This window comes from Myceligenerans pegani (assembly GCF_014892515.1).
GTDB lineage: Bacteria > Actinomycetota > Actinomycetes > Actinomycetales > Cellulomonadaceae > Myceligenerans > Myceligenerans pegani.
Genome location: NZ_JADBGR010000075.1, coordinates 1 through 16,711 on the forward strand (window position 1 = coordinate 1; position 16,711 = coordinate 16,711).

Genomic DNA, 16,711 nt, shown 5'->3' on the forward strand with positions numbered 1-16,711 from the left:
GGTGTGAAGCTGCTGGTGGAAGGCGGTTCGGCGATCGGCGAGCCGTCGACTTCGATCCAAGCGTGGAACTGGACCGGCGCAGGCGACAACGCCACTGCTGGAGCAGTGCGCGAAGGGAACCGTCGTCGTCCTGATGGGACGGACGACGGCGGTGCTGATCTGAGCCTTCCCGGAGGCTGGCCCTGGAAGATCGTCACGGCTTGACCGTGGGGATCGCGGGCAATCAGACCTTGCGGGCCGACGGGATCGTGCGTGACCTGGACCTGCCGTGCGATGTGCTCGGGACCTCCGATTCCTGGCAGGCGGAGAAGCCCGACGTCGCGTTCTTCGAGCGCTGGTCCTGGAGGCCGACGTCCCGGCGGAGGAGATCCTGTACGTGGGCGACTGGCTCGACAACGACATCCGGCCCGCGCAGACGCTCGGGATCAGGACCGCGGTGCTACGGCGTGGCCCGTGGGGGCACATCCTGCGTGGCGAGACTGCTTTCCGGATCCTCGGCGAGGACCATGAGGCCCGTTGCCTGTTCCGCCCGGACTCGCGGGCCGAACTGCCGAGCCGTGTCAAGGAGGACAACGCGGCCGGGGTCCACGTCTGAGCGGATTACCGTGGGGTGCCGACAGGACAGCCGCGCTCAGCGATCTGGGCGCTGGAGGAAGCGGGGCCAGTGCGTCGACGACGTCACGATGGCGGTCGAACGCCGTCGCGTAGGGTGCCGACTCCATCACTGACATTGCTTCGCATGCGTGCCCGCTCCAAGTACTGGCCGTCCTGGTCACACCGACAGGAGTCGTGCCCATGCGGCGCGGTGGGAGTCGGTGCGGGTGAGGTGGCGAGCACGTAGGAGGTGGTCGGCGGCGGTGGCCTGGCGGTCGATGTCGAATGCCTGGTCGGGGAAGTGCTTGGTAAACCAGTCCGCCACGGCCGTCCAGGAGTACAGATCCCAGGTGCCAGATGAGACCGGACGGGGGAACCCGCCCGAACCGCTGCCGCCTTCAGCCAGCAGCCGCACCGACTCCGCGGGCCTTCCTGTACGGATGGCGATCTCCTCGATCGCGACGGTGTCGTTCGTCTCCAGCCCGAGGACCAGATAGCCGGCCGCCTCGATCTGCCACACCACGGTGGCCACGGCGTCGGGGAAGTTGTCGGCCTCGATGATGATGTTCGCCAGAGTCGGTGTCCCCGGTCCGCCCTCGAGCGTCGCTAGGTAGGGCACCGCCTCGGCCAGGTGCCCACCAGCCTCAGGGTCTGGGTCGCGATCGAGTACCAGGGAGAACTCGAACTTCGTGGTGGTCACACGTGCTCCTTGTGCTTGTCGATCCATGCCTTGATCAGGCGGGCGCCGCCCTCAGGATTCTTCCCGGTGGAGAACACCTGCGTGTGCTTGCCGCAAGAGCACACGATCCAGCCCCAGGTGTGGCCGTCGAGGCGCTTGATGGTGAACCCGAGTTTCTCGGCTTCCTTGACGACCTTACGGATTTCCTTGTGCATGCCGATCATCTCCCAGGAGTGTCGAATGAGGACCCTTGTCGGTCTCGAGGTGCTGTCGGCCCGGCGGTGGCCGGGTTGTGGCCGCGTGCGGGTTCAGGCGCGGTCGGCCAGTTCGGTGACGGCGCGGCCGCCGAGTTCGGTGACGGGCTTGCCTGCGGCGATGGCCTCCAGCACTGAGGCGGCGCCGTGCTGCTGGAGGGTGCCGGTGGTGATGTCGGCGGCTGCACGCACGACCGCGGGCGCGTCCCCCATGGCGACTCCGATCGCGGCCCACTTGAAGGCCGGGATGTCGTTGATCGAGTCGCCGATCGCGACAGTGCGATCCGGGTGCACGCCCAGGCGTCGTCGGACCCGGTAGAGCGCAGTGCCCTTCGAGAACAGGGACGGGCTGATGTCGATCCACGACTCGCCCGCGGGAGTCGCGGTCACGTCCAGAGCGCGCAGATGAGGCAGCAGGGTGTCGGTGATGCCGGGGGCGTGCAGGACCAGGCGGGGCGTGGCCTCGGGCAGGAGGTCGTGGGCGACGACGGTCTGGCGGCCGTTGAGGAGACCCGGCTCGAACTGCCGGGTGACGTGGTAGCCGACGCCGATCTCTTCGACGGCGATCGCGGTCTCGGCCGTGAACTGGCGCACCAGGTCGACCACGGGTGCCACCTGGAGGGTGGCCTTGTTGGTGATCTCGTACCCGCCGGGCGCTCGTGGGGTCAGGCGGGCAGTGACCGCGCCGTTGGAGGCCACGAGCCAGCCGGTCACTAGGCCCAGCCTCGCAGCCACGGGAAGCAGCCCGACCAGGGACCTGCCGGAGGCAAGCACGATGTGATGTCCTACGGCCAGGACGTCTTGGACCGCGTCGGCCGTCACGGGCGGCACGTCGATGGTGCCGTCGGCCACGATCGTGCCGTCCACGTCGAGCGATATCTGCATCGGCTCCTCGGCAGGCTTCGCGCTGACGCTACTGGCGTTGTCGCTGGCAGCGGTAGTGGCGGTGGAGCTGGTTGTCGTGTCGTTCATGGGTGTCCCTACGAGGGTTGTCCGGTGCTAGCTGCGTGACGGGGTGTGTGCGGGCGGACGTGGCGTCCCAGCGCGTCGGTCAGACGCGATGTGGCGGTCGCGGGTTCGGCCGCGGCTGTGGCGGGCGCATGCGTCGGGTCTGGTCCGTCTCGCGCGGCGGGAGCGTCGTCGATGACCACGCAGACCGCGCCGCAGGGCTCAAGCTCGTGGGCTAGGTGCGCGTGGGCGGTCGCGAGAGTGGCGCCGGCCGGCACGATCACGAGCCGGGCCTTATGCAGGCGTGCCGTCTCGACGACCTGGCTGATGGTGTAGCCGTCGAGCCGGTCGGCGAGGATGTGTGCCAGCGCGTATCCCTCGGCCCGGGCGTGGTCGGTTACGGCGTCGCGTTGGGCGTCGAGAGCAGCAGGGTCGGGCGAGGAGACGTAGCCGATCGCGACCGGGCGAGGGGTGGGGTTGGTCAGCGGGTCCACAGGACCACAGCCCGCCACACCAAGACGACGCATATGGCCGTGTATACGACCGTCCAGACCGTCAGCTCTCTCACGACGTCGTCCATTGGTTTCCTCTCTGCGTTTCCCAAAAATGGACTGATGAACATTCATCAAGTGATGTCTGTAAATCACGGCTACGTTGTGATGTAATAACTGCGCTACGGGGGATGCCGTCGGACGCTCGGACACTCGACTGTGTTCCCGGAGCAGGGCTGAGCGCTCAAGGGTGCTGGAACCCGGTTGAGGCTTTTTCGCATGTGACCAGCGAACTGTGGTTCACGTGGGCGATCTATGACGCCGCGATGCAGTTCCGATGCAGTGCAGGTGCAATCCGACCCAGGGGATGATTGCAGTGACCGTGATCGACGCGTGGACCGGCGAACGAGCGACTCGCCTGCAGGCCGCGCTGCGCATGTCCAACGACGACTTCGCCGCCCATCTCGGGATCGCGCCGCGCACAGTAGCGGGGTGGCATCAGAACCCGACGACCCGCCCCCGGCCCGACGTGCAACGGATCCTGGACACCGCGTTGGAACGTGCCGGCGACGGAGCCCGCGAGCGGTTCAGCATGGCGATGCGTGCCATCGAGCCCGACCGGGACGGCGAGGGCCCGCGACAACTCACCGTCGCCATCGCGATCGTCCAGCAGGACGAAAGCGTGCTGCTCGTGCAGCGGCGTGACGACGGGACGCTTCGCTGGCAGTTCCCGGCAGGGATCGTCAAGCCCGGGGCGGCCCCAGCTGACACCGCGGTGCGCGAGACCTTCGCCGAGACGAACGTTCACTGCTCGGTCAAAGCTCGGATCGGCGCACGGGTACACCCGCACACAGGTGTCTACTGCGAGTATTTCCACTGTGAGTACCTGGCCGGAGAGGCGCACAATCGCGACGTGGTGGAGAACGCCAGCGTCACCTGGGCACCCATCGTGAACCTGACCAAGTTCGTCCCCGAGAGCAGCATCTACGCACCGATCCTCGACGTGCTGGGAGGCACCCATGTCTGAGCCCGCGACCGCCGACAAGCCCGCCATCGCCGCGGCGATCATCGTCCAGGACGGCAGGCTCCTACTGGTCCAGCGCCGAGTGTCCGAGGGCGACCTGTCCTGGCAGTTCCCCGCTGGCGCGGTCGAACCGGGTGAGACCTTCGAAGACGCCGCGGTCCGCGAGACAGCCGAGGAGACCGGCCTCACCGTCGAAGCGGTCAAGCTCCTGGGCGAACGCATCCACCCCAAGACCGGACGACTCATGGGCTACGTCGCCTGCGACGTCACCAACGGCACCGCCCACGTGGCCGACACCGAGGAACTCGCCGACCTCGCCTGGGCCACACCCGACCAGTTCGAAGACTACGTGCCCTACGGCTTCGCCCCGATGGTCCAGGAATACCTCAAGGAACAACTCGACTGATCGAGTCGCACAGGAGGGCACATCATGAGCAGCTATACGCGTTGGCAGGACATCCGGGCCGATCTGGTTGCCAGGGCCGGGGGTGAGGACGCCGTCGAGCGCGGCAAGCAGAGGCTTCTCGCCGAGGCGGTCGGCTACCGCCTGGCCCGCCTACGGAAGCGCCGCGGCATGACCCAGCAGCAGGTCGCCGACCATATGGGCGTCACCAAGGGCCGTGTGTCCGAGATCGAGCACGGCAAGATCTCCGGCCAGGACGTCCTCGCCCGCTACGCCGTCGCCCTCGGCGGGCGCCTCCAGCAGGCGATCACCTTTGAGGACGGAGACGTGGCCGCGCTCGGCTGAGCGAAACACAGGATCAACAGCTGTCCCCGCCGTCTTCCGTCCGCTGGTCCGTTGGAAGAGTTGAAACGTGCCCATCGGACGAGTAGGGGCTCGTCCAGAGGGCCGAACGACACCACCTCACCGCCCGTCCCGCGCCCCGAACGCCCCTAGCGCCTGCACGTCGCTCGCGGGTTCACGCAGGTTCTCCTCGACCCACTCCGCGACCCCCGGCAGCCCGGACCCCGCAACGACCTCCCGCACGAGCTCGTCCGGGTCGACGACGGTACGCCCCATCGAGACGACCCCTCCGGACAGCACCGCCCAGTGCGCCCCGGCGCGGCCGTACGGCAGCCCGACGCTGCCGGGGTTCACGACGAGCCGGCCGTCGACCAGGCGGAGGAACGGCATGTGGGTGTGCCCGCACACGACGGTGCGCACCTCGTCGGGCAGCCCGGCGAACACCTCGTCCCATCGTTCGAGCCGGCTGTCGACCAGGACGACCTCCTCGTCGTCGCGCGGCGTCGCGTGGCAGAAGCGGACCGGTCCGAACCCGTCGATCTCGATCGTGGCCTGCTCGGGCATGGCGTCGAGCAGCCGCTGGTGATCGTCACGCAGTTGTTCGGCGCCCCAGACCGACAGCGGGTCGTCGGCCAGCCCGACGTCGAGGCCGCGCGACATCTGCAGGAGCTCCCGGTCGGCATTGCCGCGCAGCAGGAGCGCCCGGTCGCCGAGCGCCGCGAGCCGGTCGAGGACCTCCGCCGGCTGTGGGCCCCAGGTGTGGTCGCCGGTGACGACGATCAGCTCGGCGTCGGCGACCCGAGGCCCGAGTAGCACCCTCTCCAGAGCGGGCAGCACTCCGTGGACGTCGGAGAGCAACGCGACCGTGGCGACCATGACGCCACGATGCCATGGACCGGTGCTCGCGCAGCGGGCGGCACGGCCGCGTACGCCGTCGGCGACATCGCGCCCGGCGCCGCGACCGCGCTGCTAGCATCAGCGACCGTGACTCCGACTCGCTCCATCCTGCCGCCTCCGGTCCGCTGACCGGAGCGGCACCATGACCGGCCCCGCACGGGGCCGGCGGTCGGGTGTGCTCCACGACGTTTCCCCGTCCCCTCGGACCAGGCCGGATCCCGGCCAGGAGCACACATGTCATCCTCTCGAATCGGGCTGCTCTGCGTCTGCCTCGCCGGAGTTCTCTGGGGCACCGGCGGCCTCGCCCTCGAAGTCGTCCGCGACCACTCGCCGATGTCCGTCCTCACGGTCAGCGCGTACCGCATGCTGATCGCCGCCCTCGCGCTGGTCGCGGTGGCGCTCCTGCTGCGCCGCGGGCCGCAGCTCGCCGCCCTGGTGCGCGCTCACCCCGTGCGGTCCGTCGTCGTCGGGCTGGGGACGGGCGCCTACCAGGCGCTCTACTTCGGCTCGGTGGCGACGGCGGGCGTGACCGTCGCCACCGTGGTCAGCCTGGGCCTCGCGCCCGTCCTCCTCGCCGCCGTCGACCTCGTCCGTGCCCGACGGCGGACGACCGCCCGGCCCCGGAACACCGTCCGCCTCGTGCTGGTGGTGGCCGCCGCGCTGTCCGGCCTGGTGCTGGTCAGCGCGGCGCCGGGCGCGGAGGCCGGAGGTCAGCGGCCGGTGCTCGGCCTGCTGCTGGCCGTCGGGGCCGGCGTCGTCTACGCGGCGACCACGGCACTGGGCGCCACCCTGATCGGCACGGCAGGAGCGGACCCGCTCGCCCTGACCACCGTGGCGACGACGGCGGGTGCCGTCGGGCTCGTGCCGGCGGCCCTGGCGGGTGGCGGGCCGTTCGTCACCGGCGACGCCGTGACGGTCGGGACGCTGGTCTATCTGGGCCTGTTCACGATGGCCCTCGCGTACGGGCTGTTCTATGCGGGCCTGCGGACCACACGGAGCGGCGCGGCCGTGATCGCGACCCTGCTGGAACCGGTGACGGCAGCGGTCGCCGCGGCCGTCGTGCTGGGGGAGCGACTCGGACCGGCGGGCGTCGTCGGCTCCGTCCTCATCCTGGCCGCGGTCGCGGGCGTGGACGAGAGGTAGCGGGTCTCAGACCAGCTGCGCCGCCACCGCCCGTCCCGTCGTCCTCCCCGTGAACAGGCACCCGCCCAGGAACGTCCCCTCCAGGGCGCGGTGCCCGTGCACGCCGCCGCCGCCGAAGCCCGCCGCCTCGCCGACCGCCCACAGCCCCTCGACCACGTCGCCCGACGGGTCCAGCACGCGCCCGGCCGGATCGCACCACAGCCCGCCCAGCGTCTTGCGGGTCAGCACGCTCAGCCGCACGGCGAGCATCGGCCCGTCGGCGGGGTCGGTGAGCGCCCGCGGCGGCGCGACGCGGATGCGCCGGTCCACCCAGAACGACCGCGCCGCCCGCGTCGCCACGACCTGCGGGTCCTTGCCCAGCCCGGACAGCACCTGCGCGTCGCGGGCGGCGACGATCCGCGCGAGCGCGTCGGCGTCGATGCGCCCCTTCGACCCCGGCGTGCCTTCGACCAGGGCGTTCATCCCCGCGGCGAGCTCGGCCGGCGTCGCCCCCCACACGAACTCGGGAGACTTCTCCGCGAACGTCCGCACGGGCACCGCCTTGCCGCGCACGCGCTCGATGAGCTGCGGCACCGACTTCCCCGTCAGGTCCGGGTTCTGCTCGGAGCCCGACAGGGCGAACTCCTTCTCCATGATCGTCTTGTTCAGCACGAACCAGGAGTGGTCGTCGCCGCGGCTCGTGAGGTGCCGCAGCGCGCCCAGCGCGTCGAAGCCCGGGTAGAGCGGGGCGGGGAGGCGCCCGCCGTCGGCGTCGAGCCAGAGCGACGACGGGCCGGGCAGGATGCGGATGCCGTGGTCGGTCCAGACGGGGGAGTGGTTCGCGATGCCCTCCGGGTAGTGCCACATACGGTCCTCGTGGACCAGCGCCGCCCCGGCCTCGCGCGCGACGCCCAGCATGAGCCCGTCCGTCGAGTCGGGCACCCCGGACAGCATGCGCGCGGGCAGGCTGCCCGCCTCCCGGGGCCAGCGGGCGCGCGCCAGCTCGTGGTTCGCGCCGATGCCGCCCGACGCGATCACGACGGCCTGCGCGTGCAGCTCCACCTCGCCCGTGACCTCGCGGGACGACGGCGTGCCGCGTCCCGAGAACGGCGCTCCGGCCGGGGCGTCGTCGTCGGCCAGGACCTCCGCGCGCACGCCCGTCACGGCGCCCCCGGAACGCAGCACCTCGACGACGCGGTGGCGGAACCGCAGATCGAGCAGGCCGCCGCGGACCGCCTCGCGAGCCGCGCGGACGAACGGCTCCAGGAGGCCGGGGCCCGTGCCCCAGGTGACGTGGAAGCGGGGCACCGAGTTGCCGTGCTCGACGTTCCCGGCGCCCCCGCCGGCCCCGCCCGTCACGGGATAGCCGCCGCGCTCGGCCCACTGCACCAGCGGGAACCAGCGCACGCCCTTGCCGTGCAGCCAGGGGCGCATCTCACCCGCCGCGAACTCGACGAAACCCTTCGCCCAGGCGTAGCCGTGCCGGTCCGGGCCCTCGCCGCGGTCGGCGCCGGCGGCGAACTGCGCCGCGCCGAGCCAGTCCGCGAACGCGAGCTCGGCGCCGTCGCGCACGCCGACACGCCGCTGCTCCGGGGAACCGACGAGGAACAGCCCGCCGAACGACCACCACGCCTGCCCGCCGAGCGAGCGAGCCGGCTCCTGGTCGACGACGACCACCCGTTTCCCGGCCGCGGCCAGCTCCGTTGCTGTGACCAGGCCGGACAGGCCCCCACCCACGACGATGACGTCCGCGGCGACCGCATCGTCGCTGATGGCGGGACCGCTGTTGAAGACGGCGTCAGACATGCCGGAAGCGTAGCGGTATACGTGCCACGATGGGGCCATGACCGTGACACCGCAGCGCGTCCCCGGGGACCCCGAGCCGCGGCCCGTCGTCCGGCCGCTGAAGCAGCCCACCCGGCACCGCAGCCACGTGCCGCCCCTCGGCGTGCACGTCACCCCGGACGGCGGGATCGACGTCGCCGTCCTCGCCTCGCACGCCACGGCCATGGACCTCTGCCTCATCGACGTCGACGACGCCGGTGGATTCCGCGAGCGCCGCGTCGAGCTCGAGGGCCCGGTCTACGGCGTGTGGCACGCCCACGTGCCCGACGTCGCCCCCGGCCAGCGCTACGGATTCCGCGCCTACGGGCCGTGGGACCCGAAGGCCGGCCTGCGGTACAACCCGGCCAAGCTCCTCGTCGACCCCTACGCCCGGGGACTCGTCGGCGAGGTCGTCTACGCGCCCGAGGTGCTCGGATCGCCGGCCGACCCGGACGACGACGCCTTGCGCGCCGACCCCTACGGCCCCCCGGACGACCGCGACTCGATCGCGCACGTCCCGCACGGCGTCGTCGTCGGCCCGCTCGCGCGGCCCCAGCCGCTCACCCGGCCCCGCGTCCCGTGGGCGGACACCGTCATCTACGAGGCCCACGTGCGTGGCCTCACCCTGCTCAACGAGAAGGTTCCCGAGGAGCTCCGCGGCACCTACGCCGGCGTCGCCCACCCCGCCACGATCGAGCACCTCACGTCGCTCGGCGTCACCACCCTCGAGCTCCTCCCCATCCACGCCAGCGCCACCGAGGCCCGGCTCGCCACCCAGGGACTGACGAACTACTGGGGCTACAACACCCTCGGCTTCTTCGCGCCCAACAGCGCCTACGCCACCCGCGCGGCGCGCGAGCGGGGCGCCGAGGCCGTGCTCGACGAGGTGCGCGGCATGGTCCACCTCCTGCACACCGCCGGCATCGAGGTGCTGCTCGACGTCGTCCACAACCACACCTGCGAAGGCGGTGACGACGGGCTCCACCTCTCCTGGCGCGGCCTCGACAACCCCGTCTACTACCTGCACGACGGCGCCTCCCCGGCGGCGCTCGCGGACGTCACCGGAACCGGGAACTCGCTGGACTACCGGCGCCCGCGCGTCATCCAGCTGGCCCTCGACTCCCTGCGCTACTGGGCGGAGACCGTCGGCGTGGACGGCTTCCGGTTCGACCTCGCCGTGACCCTCGCCCGCGGATCCTTCGGCTTCGACCCCGATCACCCGTTCCTGGTCGCGCTGCAGACGGACCCCGTGCTGTCCGGGCTCAAACTCGTGGCCGAACCGTGGGACGTCGGACCGGGCGGCTGGCAGACCGGCCAGTTCCCGCCGCCGCTGGCCGAATGGAACGACCGGTTCCGCGACGCCGTCCGGGGATTCTGGCTGGAGGCGCCCAAGCAGGGCTCGCACGGAGGGCCGATGCGCGGGGTGCGGGAGCTGGCGACCCGGCTCGCCGGATCGGCCGACCTCTTCGGGCCCGGCGACCCGCCCCTGGTGCGCGGGCCGGTGGCGTCCGTCAACTACGTGACCGCCCACGACGGTTTCACTCTCGCCGACCTGGTCGCCTACGAGCACAAGCGCAACCACGCCAACGGCGAGGACAACCGTGACGGCAGCGACAACAACCTGTCCTGGAACCACGGTCTGGAGGGGCACACGCCGCAGGGCGACGACGCCACCACCGAGCACTGGGAGGCCATCGTGCCCCTGCGGCGGCGCTCGCAGCGGAACCTGCTGGCCATGCTGCTGCTCGGCGCCGGCACCCCGATGATCACCGCCGGCGACGAGTCGGGGCGCTCGCAGGGTGGCAACAACAACGCGTACGTGCAGGACAACGAGGTGTCCTGGGTGCCCTGGAAGCTCGACGCCGCGGGGGAGGACCTGCTGGCCACCTGTCGTTTCCTGGCGAGGCTGCGGCACGAGCATCCGGCGCTGCGCGCCGACTCCTTCTTCCTCGGCACGCCCCGGCCGCACGAGCCCGACCCCGATCTGCTGTGGTTCGCGGAGGGCGGCGAGCCCATGGACGTCGCGGCGTGGGACACGCCGGGCCGGCGCGTGCTGCAGATGCTGCGCTCGGGCCCGGGTGACGACGACGCGGACGTCCTGCTCGTGATCAACGGCGGGCTGTCCGACGTCGTCGCGACGCTCCCGGCGGTGCCGGGCCCGGCCGGGGGCACCGGCGACCCGGCCCCCGCGAAGCGCTGGGACCGGGTCTGGGACTCCGCCTGGGACCGCCCGGAGCCCCCGGACGAGGAAGAACGCCACTGCGACGCCACGACGACGCTGGACGCGCTGAGCGTGCAGGTCTTCCTGACCCGTCCGGCCGGCTGACCGCTCGCGCCGTCAGCGCACCCGGTCTCCCCGGGCGCCCCTCGTCGTGTAGTCGAGGCGCGGGGCCGGGGGCTCCTCCATGCCCTCACCGAGGTGGTAGCTCACGTGCGGCGGCTGGTTGTACGCCGTGTTCTGCCAGGCCACCGCCGTGCGGTACATCGGGTCGGACATGAGCGTGCGGAGCCGGTGACCGGTCGGATCCACCGTGGTGGCGATCCGCAGCGCCGTCGAGTCCTCCGTGCGGGTGACGATCTCCTCGCGCCAGTCACCGAACAGGTCGGCCTGGAGCGCCACGTTGCCCTTCGTGGTGTTGCTGGAGAGCGTCCCGGTGGCCCGGTAGAGCTCCACCTCCTCGCCGGCCTCCCAGTCCCACTTGGCGATGGTCGGCACGCCCGCTGCGATGTCCTCCGAGTAGTCGTGGTCGCCGATCTCCCGCAAGAGGTCGCCGTCCCACCAGGTGAGGAAGTTGGCGGCCGGGATGTCCGTGCCGATCAGCTCGCCCGACACGGAGCGCAGCTCGCCGACCCGTGAGTTCCACGCGTAGTCGCCGCCGATCGCCCACGCCTCGGCACCGTCGTACCGCGGGTCGATGTCGCCCGCCGCGGCGCGGCCGGTGTCCCGGTCGGCCGGGACGGACCACAGCACCTCGCCCGTGGCCGCGTCCCGGAAGGTCGCGCCGAGGTTGCCCGAGTCCCGCATGGACTCGTGCGCGGCGAACACCTCGAGGCCGTCACGCGACGGGTCGAGGTCGCTCACGTGGATCGCGTCGCCGTGGCCCAGCCGGGTGGTGTACAACCCGGTGCCGTCGTCGTCCACGGTCATCGACCCGAAGACGATCTCGTCGAGCTGGTCGCCGTCGACGTCGGCCACGTGCATGTCGTGGTTGCCCTGGCCGGCCCACTCCGCGCCGGCCTCGTTCGAGTCGAAGACCCAGCGCTCGCTGAGCTCCTCCCCGTCCCAGTCGAAGGCGGCGATGACGGTCCGGGTGTAGTACCCCCGGGAGAACACCGCCGACGGGCGCTCGCCGTCGAGGTACGCCGTTGCCGCGAGGAACCGGTCCACGCGGTTGCCGTACCCGTCGCCCCAGTCCGCGACGTCGCCGCGCGGCGGGACGTAGTCGATCGTGTCGAGCGCGACGCCGGTGGCGCCGTCGAACACCGTGAGGAACTCCGGGCCGGCCAGCACGCGACCCTCGGAGTTGCGGTGGTCGGCGCGCGGGTCGCCGATCACGGTGCCGGCGGCGTCCGTGGTGCCGTCCGCGGTCTTGGTGATCAGCTCGGCGCGGCCGTCGCCGTCGTAGTCGAACACCTGGAACTGCGTGTAGTGGGCGCCGGCCCGGATGTTCCGGCCCAGGTCGATCCGCCACAACCGCGTGCCGTCGAACTCGTACGCGTCGAGGTAGACGTTCCCGGTGTAGCCCGAGTGCGAGTTGTCGTGCGCGTTGGACGGGTTCCACTTGACGACGATCTCGTACTGCCCGTCGCCGTCGACGTCGCCCACCGACGCGTCGTTCGCGCTGTAGGTGTACTCCTCTCCGGCCGGGGTGACGCCGCCGGACGGCTTGTCCAGCGGGATGTCGCGCGTCTGGCCGTGCCACGGGGTGAACTCGGGCGTGGCCCAGCGCTCCCCGCCCTTCCGGTGGCCGTGACCGTGGCCCCTGCCCCGCACCTCGCTGATCCGGTACGTCGAGTCGGCGGTCCCGCGCGCGTCGGTCAGGTTCGTGGAGCCGCTGATCGGCCTGCGTGTGATCCGCTCGCCGTCGCGGTAGACGTGGAACCGGATCGCCTCGGGGTCGTCGCCGAGCATGCGCCAGCCCACGTAGACGCCGCCGTCCGGCAGCGCGACCGCGACCGGCGACCGGTCGATCCGCTCGGCCTGCCGCGCCAGCAGGGTGTCGGCCGGCGAGATCACCGTGTCCGACGACGCCGAGGCGCCGCCCGCGTTCATGGCGACCACCGTGTAGTGGTACGGCACGGTCGTGAGCACGCCGGTGTCCTCGAACGAGGTCCCGGTGGTCGCGCCGACGACGACGGGCTCCTCGCCCGACGACTCGGCGCGCAGCACCCGGTAGTAGCCCGCGTCGTCCGTCGCGTCCCAGCTCAGCGACACCAGGTTCTTCCCGACCTCGCCGACCGCGAGCCCCGACGGCGCCGCCGGCACCGCCACGCCGGGGTCGACCGTGGAGACCTCGAGCGGCGCGCTCGGGATGCCCTCCGCGCCCGAGCCGTCCAGCGTCACCACCGTGTACTCGTAGCGGAGCCCCGCGTACGCCGTCGTGTCGGTGTACGCCCCGGCGGTGACGTCCGCGACGGCCTCGCGCTCCGTCGCGCCGTCGGCCCGGCGGTACACCCGGTAGCCCGCGGCGTCGTCGGTCTCGTCCCAGGTGAGCGGGACGGACGCGGTCACGCCGTCGAACGTCACCTCGCCCGCCGCCAGGTTCGAGACCGCGGTCTCGAGCGGCGTGATCGTCAGGCCGTTCAGCCAGCCGGTGGCAACGACGTCGAGCCTGCCGTCGGTGACCTCGACCGGCTGGATCACCTTGCTCGCCACGGACCCGCGGCCCGCGTTCGACGAGCCGAGGTCGCGGCCCTCGACGGTCAGCCCGAGCCGGGCCGTGCCGAGCATGTCGCCCCAGTAGGCGGTCACGGCGTAGCTGCCGGGCGCCAGGTCGACGGCGAACGGCGTGTCCGCGGACGGCAGGAGGAAGTCGCGTTCCATCGCGTTCGGGTCGTAGTCCCAGTCGGTGCCGCGGTCGCGTCCGCCCGGCCCGGCGTCGCTGGTGAAGCCGTACCCGAGACCCTGGCTGTACAGGGTGGTCGGGTCGACGGCGGTCCAGCCGTCGAGCGTCTCGTTCCCCGCGAGCTGGAGGTCGAACCTGTACAGCGCCGCCTTCGTGCCGACGGTGACGCTGTCCGACGGCGCGGAGTCGCCCCGGCCGTTCGCGGCCACGACGTGCAGGTCGTAGGTCGTGCCCTCGGCCAGGCCGGTGATGTCGGCGAGCGGGACGGTGGAGGTCGTGGCGAGCGTCCAGTCCGCCGTGCCGCTCTCGCGACGGAACACCCGGTAGATGTCCGTGTTCGCGGTCTCGTCCCAGGTCAGCCGGATGCTGGAGTTCGACACGGAGCCGGTGGCCAGTCCGGTCGGCGCGGTCGGGACCTCGGCGGGCGGCTCGACGTCGACCACCTCGCCGGACAGCGGGATGCCCAGGCCCGCGGTGCCCTGCGCCACGAGGCGCGCCATCTGGATCGCGCCGTACTCCTGGAAGTGGGTGTCGTCCGTCGTGCCGTTCGGCCGGTTCGGGTAGACCCCGGCGGGGACGTGCAGGAACACGGACTTCGCCGCCTCCGGACCGATCTCGTTCAGGTACGCGCGGCTGCTCGCGGACAGGTCGACCAGCGGCACGTTTAGCTCGGCGGCGAGGCTGCTCGCCGCTTCCACGTACTGCGGGAACGAGACGTTGAACTCGCCGGTGTCCGGGTCGAAGGAGCGCCGGGAAACGGGCGTGACGAGGACGGGTTCGGCGCCGCGCTGCCGGGCGCCGTTCACGTAGGTGCGCAGGTAGTTGCGGTAGTCGGCGGGGGCGGCGTACCGGTCGTCGACGCCGTAGCTGTTGTCGTTGTGCCCGAACTGGACGAACAGCGTGTCGCCCGGGCGGATCCGGGTCAGGACCTCGTCCAGGCGGCCCTGGCTGATGAAGTTCTTCGAGGAGCGCCCGCCGATCGCCTTGTTCGTGACGACGACGTCGTCCGACAGGAACCGCTCGATCATCTGGCCCCAGCCCGCCTGCGGTGCCCAGTACGGGTCGTACGTCTGGACGGTGGAGTCGCCCGTGACCCAGACGGTGGGCAGCGCGCCCGGGTCGCGCCCGGCGTCGCGTGTGATCGTGAGGCCGGCGAGGTTCGCGGCGCCGCCGGCGAACTCGAGGTTGAGCTGGCCGTCCACGAGGGCGATACGGAACGACTCGGTGACGAACTCGCCGGCTCCCGCCTGGGCGGGCGCCGTCTTCGCCATCTGCTCGGCGGTGATCGCGATGTCCGTGGGGCCGGCGGGGTCGCCCGCGACGACGTCGATCGTGTAGTCGCCGTTCGGCAGGTCGGCCACGAGCTCCGTGTCGCCGACCGTGACGAAGTCGGTGCGCAGGGCGTCGTCCGTGCCGCGGTCCGTGCCGGTGACCGCCGACGGGTCGACCCAGCCGAGGCGGTTCCCCGCGGTGTAGGCGGTGGTGGCGTCCAGGCCGGTCGCGCCGTCGTCGACCGCGCCGGGGCCGAGGTCGAGGACGAGACCGCCGTCGGGCAGCTCGACGTCGGGCAGCCCGACCAGGGAGCCGACGCCGACGGCGCTGGGCTCGCTCTCGCCGTCCGCGCCGAGTGCCGTGGCACGGTAGTAGTGGACCGCGGTGGTGTCGATGCCGGAGTCGGTGGCGAAGACGGTGCGCTCGTCGGTGCGCGCGACCTCGGTCCACGGGCCGTCGAGGCTGGTCGCGCGGCTCAGCACGTAGCCGGTCGCGTCGTCCACCTCGTTCCAGCGTATGGTCAGGGAGTCCTCGGTCGCGTGCGCGACGCGGACGGAGTCGGGGGCGGCCGGTGCGGCAGCCGCGGGGGCTGCGGTGACGGCGGCCAGGGGGAGGGACAGCGCGGCAGCGAGCGCTGCGGCGCGCAGGACTGGCGATCTGCGCGGGATTGCTGGAGGCACGGTGGGTTCACCTCGCGGTCTCGTCGTTGAGCTTGCGGGAGTACATCGATGGAGCGGACTAGAACCCTCCAGCTTTGAAAGGTTTCATTCGGCTCGCCACACATCATGCACGGGGTGCGGGGGAGAAGTCCAGCATTTCGGGAAAAGGCTTACCGCGACGTTGGACGGCGGATGCGGTCGGTCGTTCGTCGAGCGGTCGGCCGCCTGTCGCATGATCGGTTGCTCGGGGGACCGACCTCGCGACATCGGGCCGACCACAGCGCGGCGCCCGACCGCGCGTCCGAGTGGCGACCACCGGCGCGTGCCGCCCACGCCGCCCGGATAGGGTTCTGCCATGCGCATCGTCGTCACGGTCAAGTACGTCCCCGACATCAACACGGACCGGGGCTTCGAGGACTGTCGCGTCCGCCGCACGCCCGACGAGGGCACCCTCAACGAGCTCGACGAGAACGCCATCGAGGCCGCCCTGCAGCTCGTCGAGGCGGCCGGCGAGGGCGAGGTCGTCGCCCTGACGGTCGCGCCGCCCGACGGCGACCCCGCGCTGCGCAAGGCGTTCCAGCTCGGCGTCGACCGCGGTGTCCGGGTGTCCGACGACATCCTCGCCGGCGCCGACTACTTCGCGACCGCCGCGGCCCTGGCCGCCGCAGTCCGGAAGCTCGAGTCCGAGGGCCCCGTCGACCTGGTGATCACCGGCATGGCCGCACTCGATGGCCTCGGCTCCGTGGTCCCGACGCTCCTCGCGACCGAACTCGGCCGCCCCGCGCTCACGCTGGCGAAGAAGCTCGGCGTGTCCGACGGCGTCCTGTCCGTGACCCGCGAGCACGACGACGTCACCGAGGAGCTCTCCGCGCCGCTGCCCGCCGTGCTGTCGGTCACGGACACCGCGAACCAGCCGCGGCTGCCCAACTTCAAGCGCATCATGGCCGCGCGCGGCAAGCAGGTCGAGGCGTGGACGGCGTCGGACCTCGGGCTCGACGCCGCACCCGCCGCCCGCACGCGCACGCTGAGCGCGGGCCCGCGGCCCGAGCGGCCCGAGGCGGAGCTCGTCACCGACAAGGGCGAGGGCGGCAAGGCCCTGGCCCAGTACCTGATCAAGAACGACCTGGTCTGAGAGG

The 16,711-nt window shown here is 71.9% G+C and carries 15 protein-coding genes; 8 read left to right on the forward strand and 7 right to left on the reverse strand.

Features of this window, described 5'->3' with window-relative positions; translation table 11 throughout:
- A partial coding sequence (locus tag IIE03_RS25765) for a hypothetical protein (RefSeq protein WP_225997540.1) occupies nt 1-204 on the forward strand: 204 nt, incomplete at its 5' end.
- Nucleotides 205-268: 64 nt separating this feature from the next.
- A complete protein-coding gene (locus IIE03_RS25770; RefSeq protein ID WP_318842901.1) occupies nt 269-595 on the forward strand; it encodes an HAD hydrolase-like protein in 327 nt (108 codons plus the stop codon).
- A 177-nt stretch (nt 596-772) separates the two neighbouring features.
- Here the strand turns inward: IIE03_RS25770 and IIE03_RS09765 are convergent, their stop codons facing one another.
- The 4 genes from IIE03_RS09765 to IIE03_RS09780 all read right to left on the reverse strand — a co-directional run bounded on the left by IIE03_RS09765 (nt 773) and on the right by IIE03_RS09780 (nt 2,969).
- The gene (locus IIE03_RS09765; protein ID WP_192862566.1) at nt 773-1,294 is read right to left on the reverse strand and encodes a hypothetical protein; all 522 of its coding nucleotides are present in this window, start codon (nt 1,292-1,294) and stop codon (nt 773-775) included.
- On the reverse strand, nt 1,291-1,488 hold the full coding sequence (locus IIE03_RS09770) for a hypothetical protein (protein ID WP_192862567.1): 198 nt from the start codon (nt 1,486-1,488) through the stop codon (nt 1,291-1,293). Before IIE03_RS09770 ends, IIE03_RS09765 begins: the two co-directional genes overlap by 4 nt.
- Before the next feature lie 93 nt (nt 1,489-1,581).
- Nucleotides 1,582-2,499: an HAD family hydrolase gene (locus IIE03_RS09775; RefSeq protein WP_192862568.1), complete on the reverse strand. Its 918-nt coding sequence runs from the start codon at nt 2,497-2,499 to the stop codon at nt 1,582-1,584.
- An 8-nt stretch (nt 2,500-2,507) separates the two neighbouring features.
- Nucleotides 2,508-2,969: a hypothetical protein gene (locus IIE03_RS09780; protein WP_192862569.1), complete on the reverse strand. Its 462-nt coding sequence runs from the start codon at nt 2,967-2,969 to the stop codon at nt 2,508-2,510.
- Between the two features lie 373 nt (nt 2,970-3,342).
- Here IIE03_RS09780 and IIE03_RS09785 point away from each other — a divergent pair, with 373 nt between their 5' ends.
- The 3 genes from IIE03_RS09785 to IIE03_RS09795 are packed head-to-tail and all read left to right on the forward strand — an operon-like array spanning nt 3,343 to nt 4,738.
- Nucleotides 3,343-3,993 (forward strand): NUDIX domain-containing protein, encoded by a 651-nt coding sequence (locus tag IIE03_RS09785; RefSeq protein ID WP_192862570.1) that lies wholly within the window; start codon nt 3,343-3,345, stop codon nt 3,991-3,993.
- Nucleotides 3,986-4,396, forward strand: a complete 411-nt coding sequence (locus tag IIE03_RS09790; RefSeq protein WP_192862571.1) for an NUDIX hydrolase — start codon at nt 3,986-3,988, stop codon at nt 4,394-4,396. Before IIE03_RS09785 ends, IIE03_RS09790 begins: the two co-directional genes overlap by 8 nt.
- Nucleotides 4,397-4,420: 24 nt before the next feature.
- The gene (locus IIE03_RS09795; protein ID WP_192862572.1) at nt 4,421-4,738 is read left to right on the forward strand and encodes a helix-turn-helix domain-containing protein; all 318 of its coding nucleotides are present in this window, start codon (nt 4,421-4,423) and stop codon (nt 4,736-4,738) included.
- 117 nt (nt 4,739-4,855) lie between these two features.
- On the opposite strand, the gene IIE03_RS09800 is transcribed toward IIE03_RS09795, so the two are convergent.
- Nucleotides 4,856-5,611, reverse strand: a complete 756-nt coding sequence (locus tag IIE03_RS09800; protein ID WP_192862573.1) for a metallophosphoesterase family protein — start codon at nt 5,609-5,611, stop codon at nt 4,856-4,858.
- A gap of 255 nt (nt 5,612-5,866) precedes the next feature.
- Between IIE03_RS09800 and IIE03_RS09805 the strand changes: the two genes are divergently transcribed.
- The gene (locus tag IIE03_RS09805) at nt 5,867-6,775 is read left to right on the forward strand and encodes a DMT family transporter (RefSeq protein WP_192862574.1); all 909 of its coding nucleotides are present in this window, start codon (nt 5,867-5,869) and stop codon (nt 6,773-6,775) included.
- 6 nt (nt 6,776-6,781) lie between these two features.
- Here IIE03_RS09805 and IIE03_RS09810 read toward each other — a convergent pair whose 3' ends face one another.
- A complete protein-coding gene (locus tag IIE03_RS09810) occupies nt 6,782-8,560 on the reverse strand; it encodes an FAD-binding dehydrogenase (RefSeq protein ID WP_192862575.1) in 1,779 nt (592 codons plus the stop codon).
- A gap of 37 nt (nt 8,561-8,597) precedes the next feature.
- Here IIE03_RS09810 and glgX point away from each other — a divergent pair, with 37 nt between their 5' ends.
- Nucleotides 8,598-10,904 carry a glycogen debranching protein GlgX gene (gene glgX, locus IIE03_RS09815; RefSeq protein WP_192862576.1) on the forward strand — a complete coding sequence of 769 codons (2,307 nt, stop codon included), beginning with the start codon at nt 8,598-8,600 and terminating at the stop codon, nt 10,902-10,904.
- A gap of 12 nt (nt 10,905-10,916) precedes the next feature.
- On the opposite strand, the gene IIE03_RS26700 is transcribed toward glgX, so the two are convergent.
- The gene (locus IIE03_RS26700) at nt 10,917-15,596 is read right to left on the reverse strand and encodes a rhamnogalacturonan lyase family protein (RefSeq protein ID WP_318842902.1); all 4,680 of its coding nucleotides are present in this window, start codon (nt 15,594-15,596) and stop codon (nt 10,917-10,919) included.
- A 334-nt stretch (nt 15,597-15,930) separates the two neighbouring features.
- Here IIE03_RS26700 and IIE03_RS09825 point away from each other — a divergent pair, with 334 nt between their 5' ends.
- Nucleotides 15,931-16,707, forward strand: coding sequence for an electron transfer flavoprotein subunit beta/FixA family protein (locus tag IIE03_RS09825; RefSeq protein ID WP_192862577.1), 777 nt, complete (start codon nt 15,931-15,933; stop codon nt 16,705-16,707).
- The last annotated feature ends 4 nt before the right edge of the window (nt 16,708-16,711 follow it).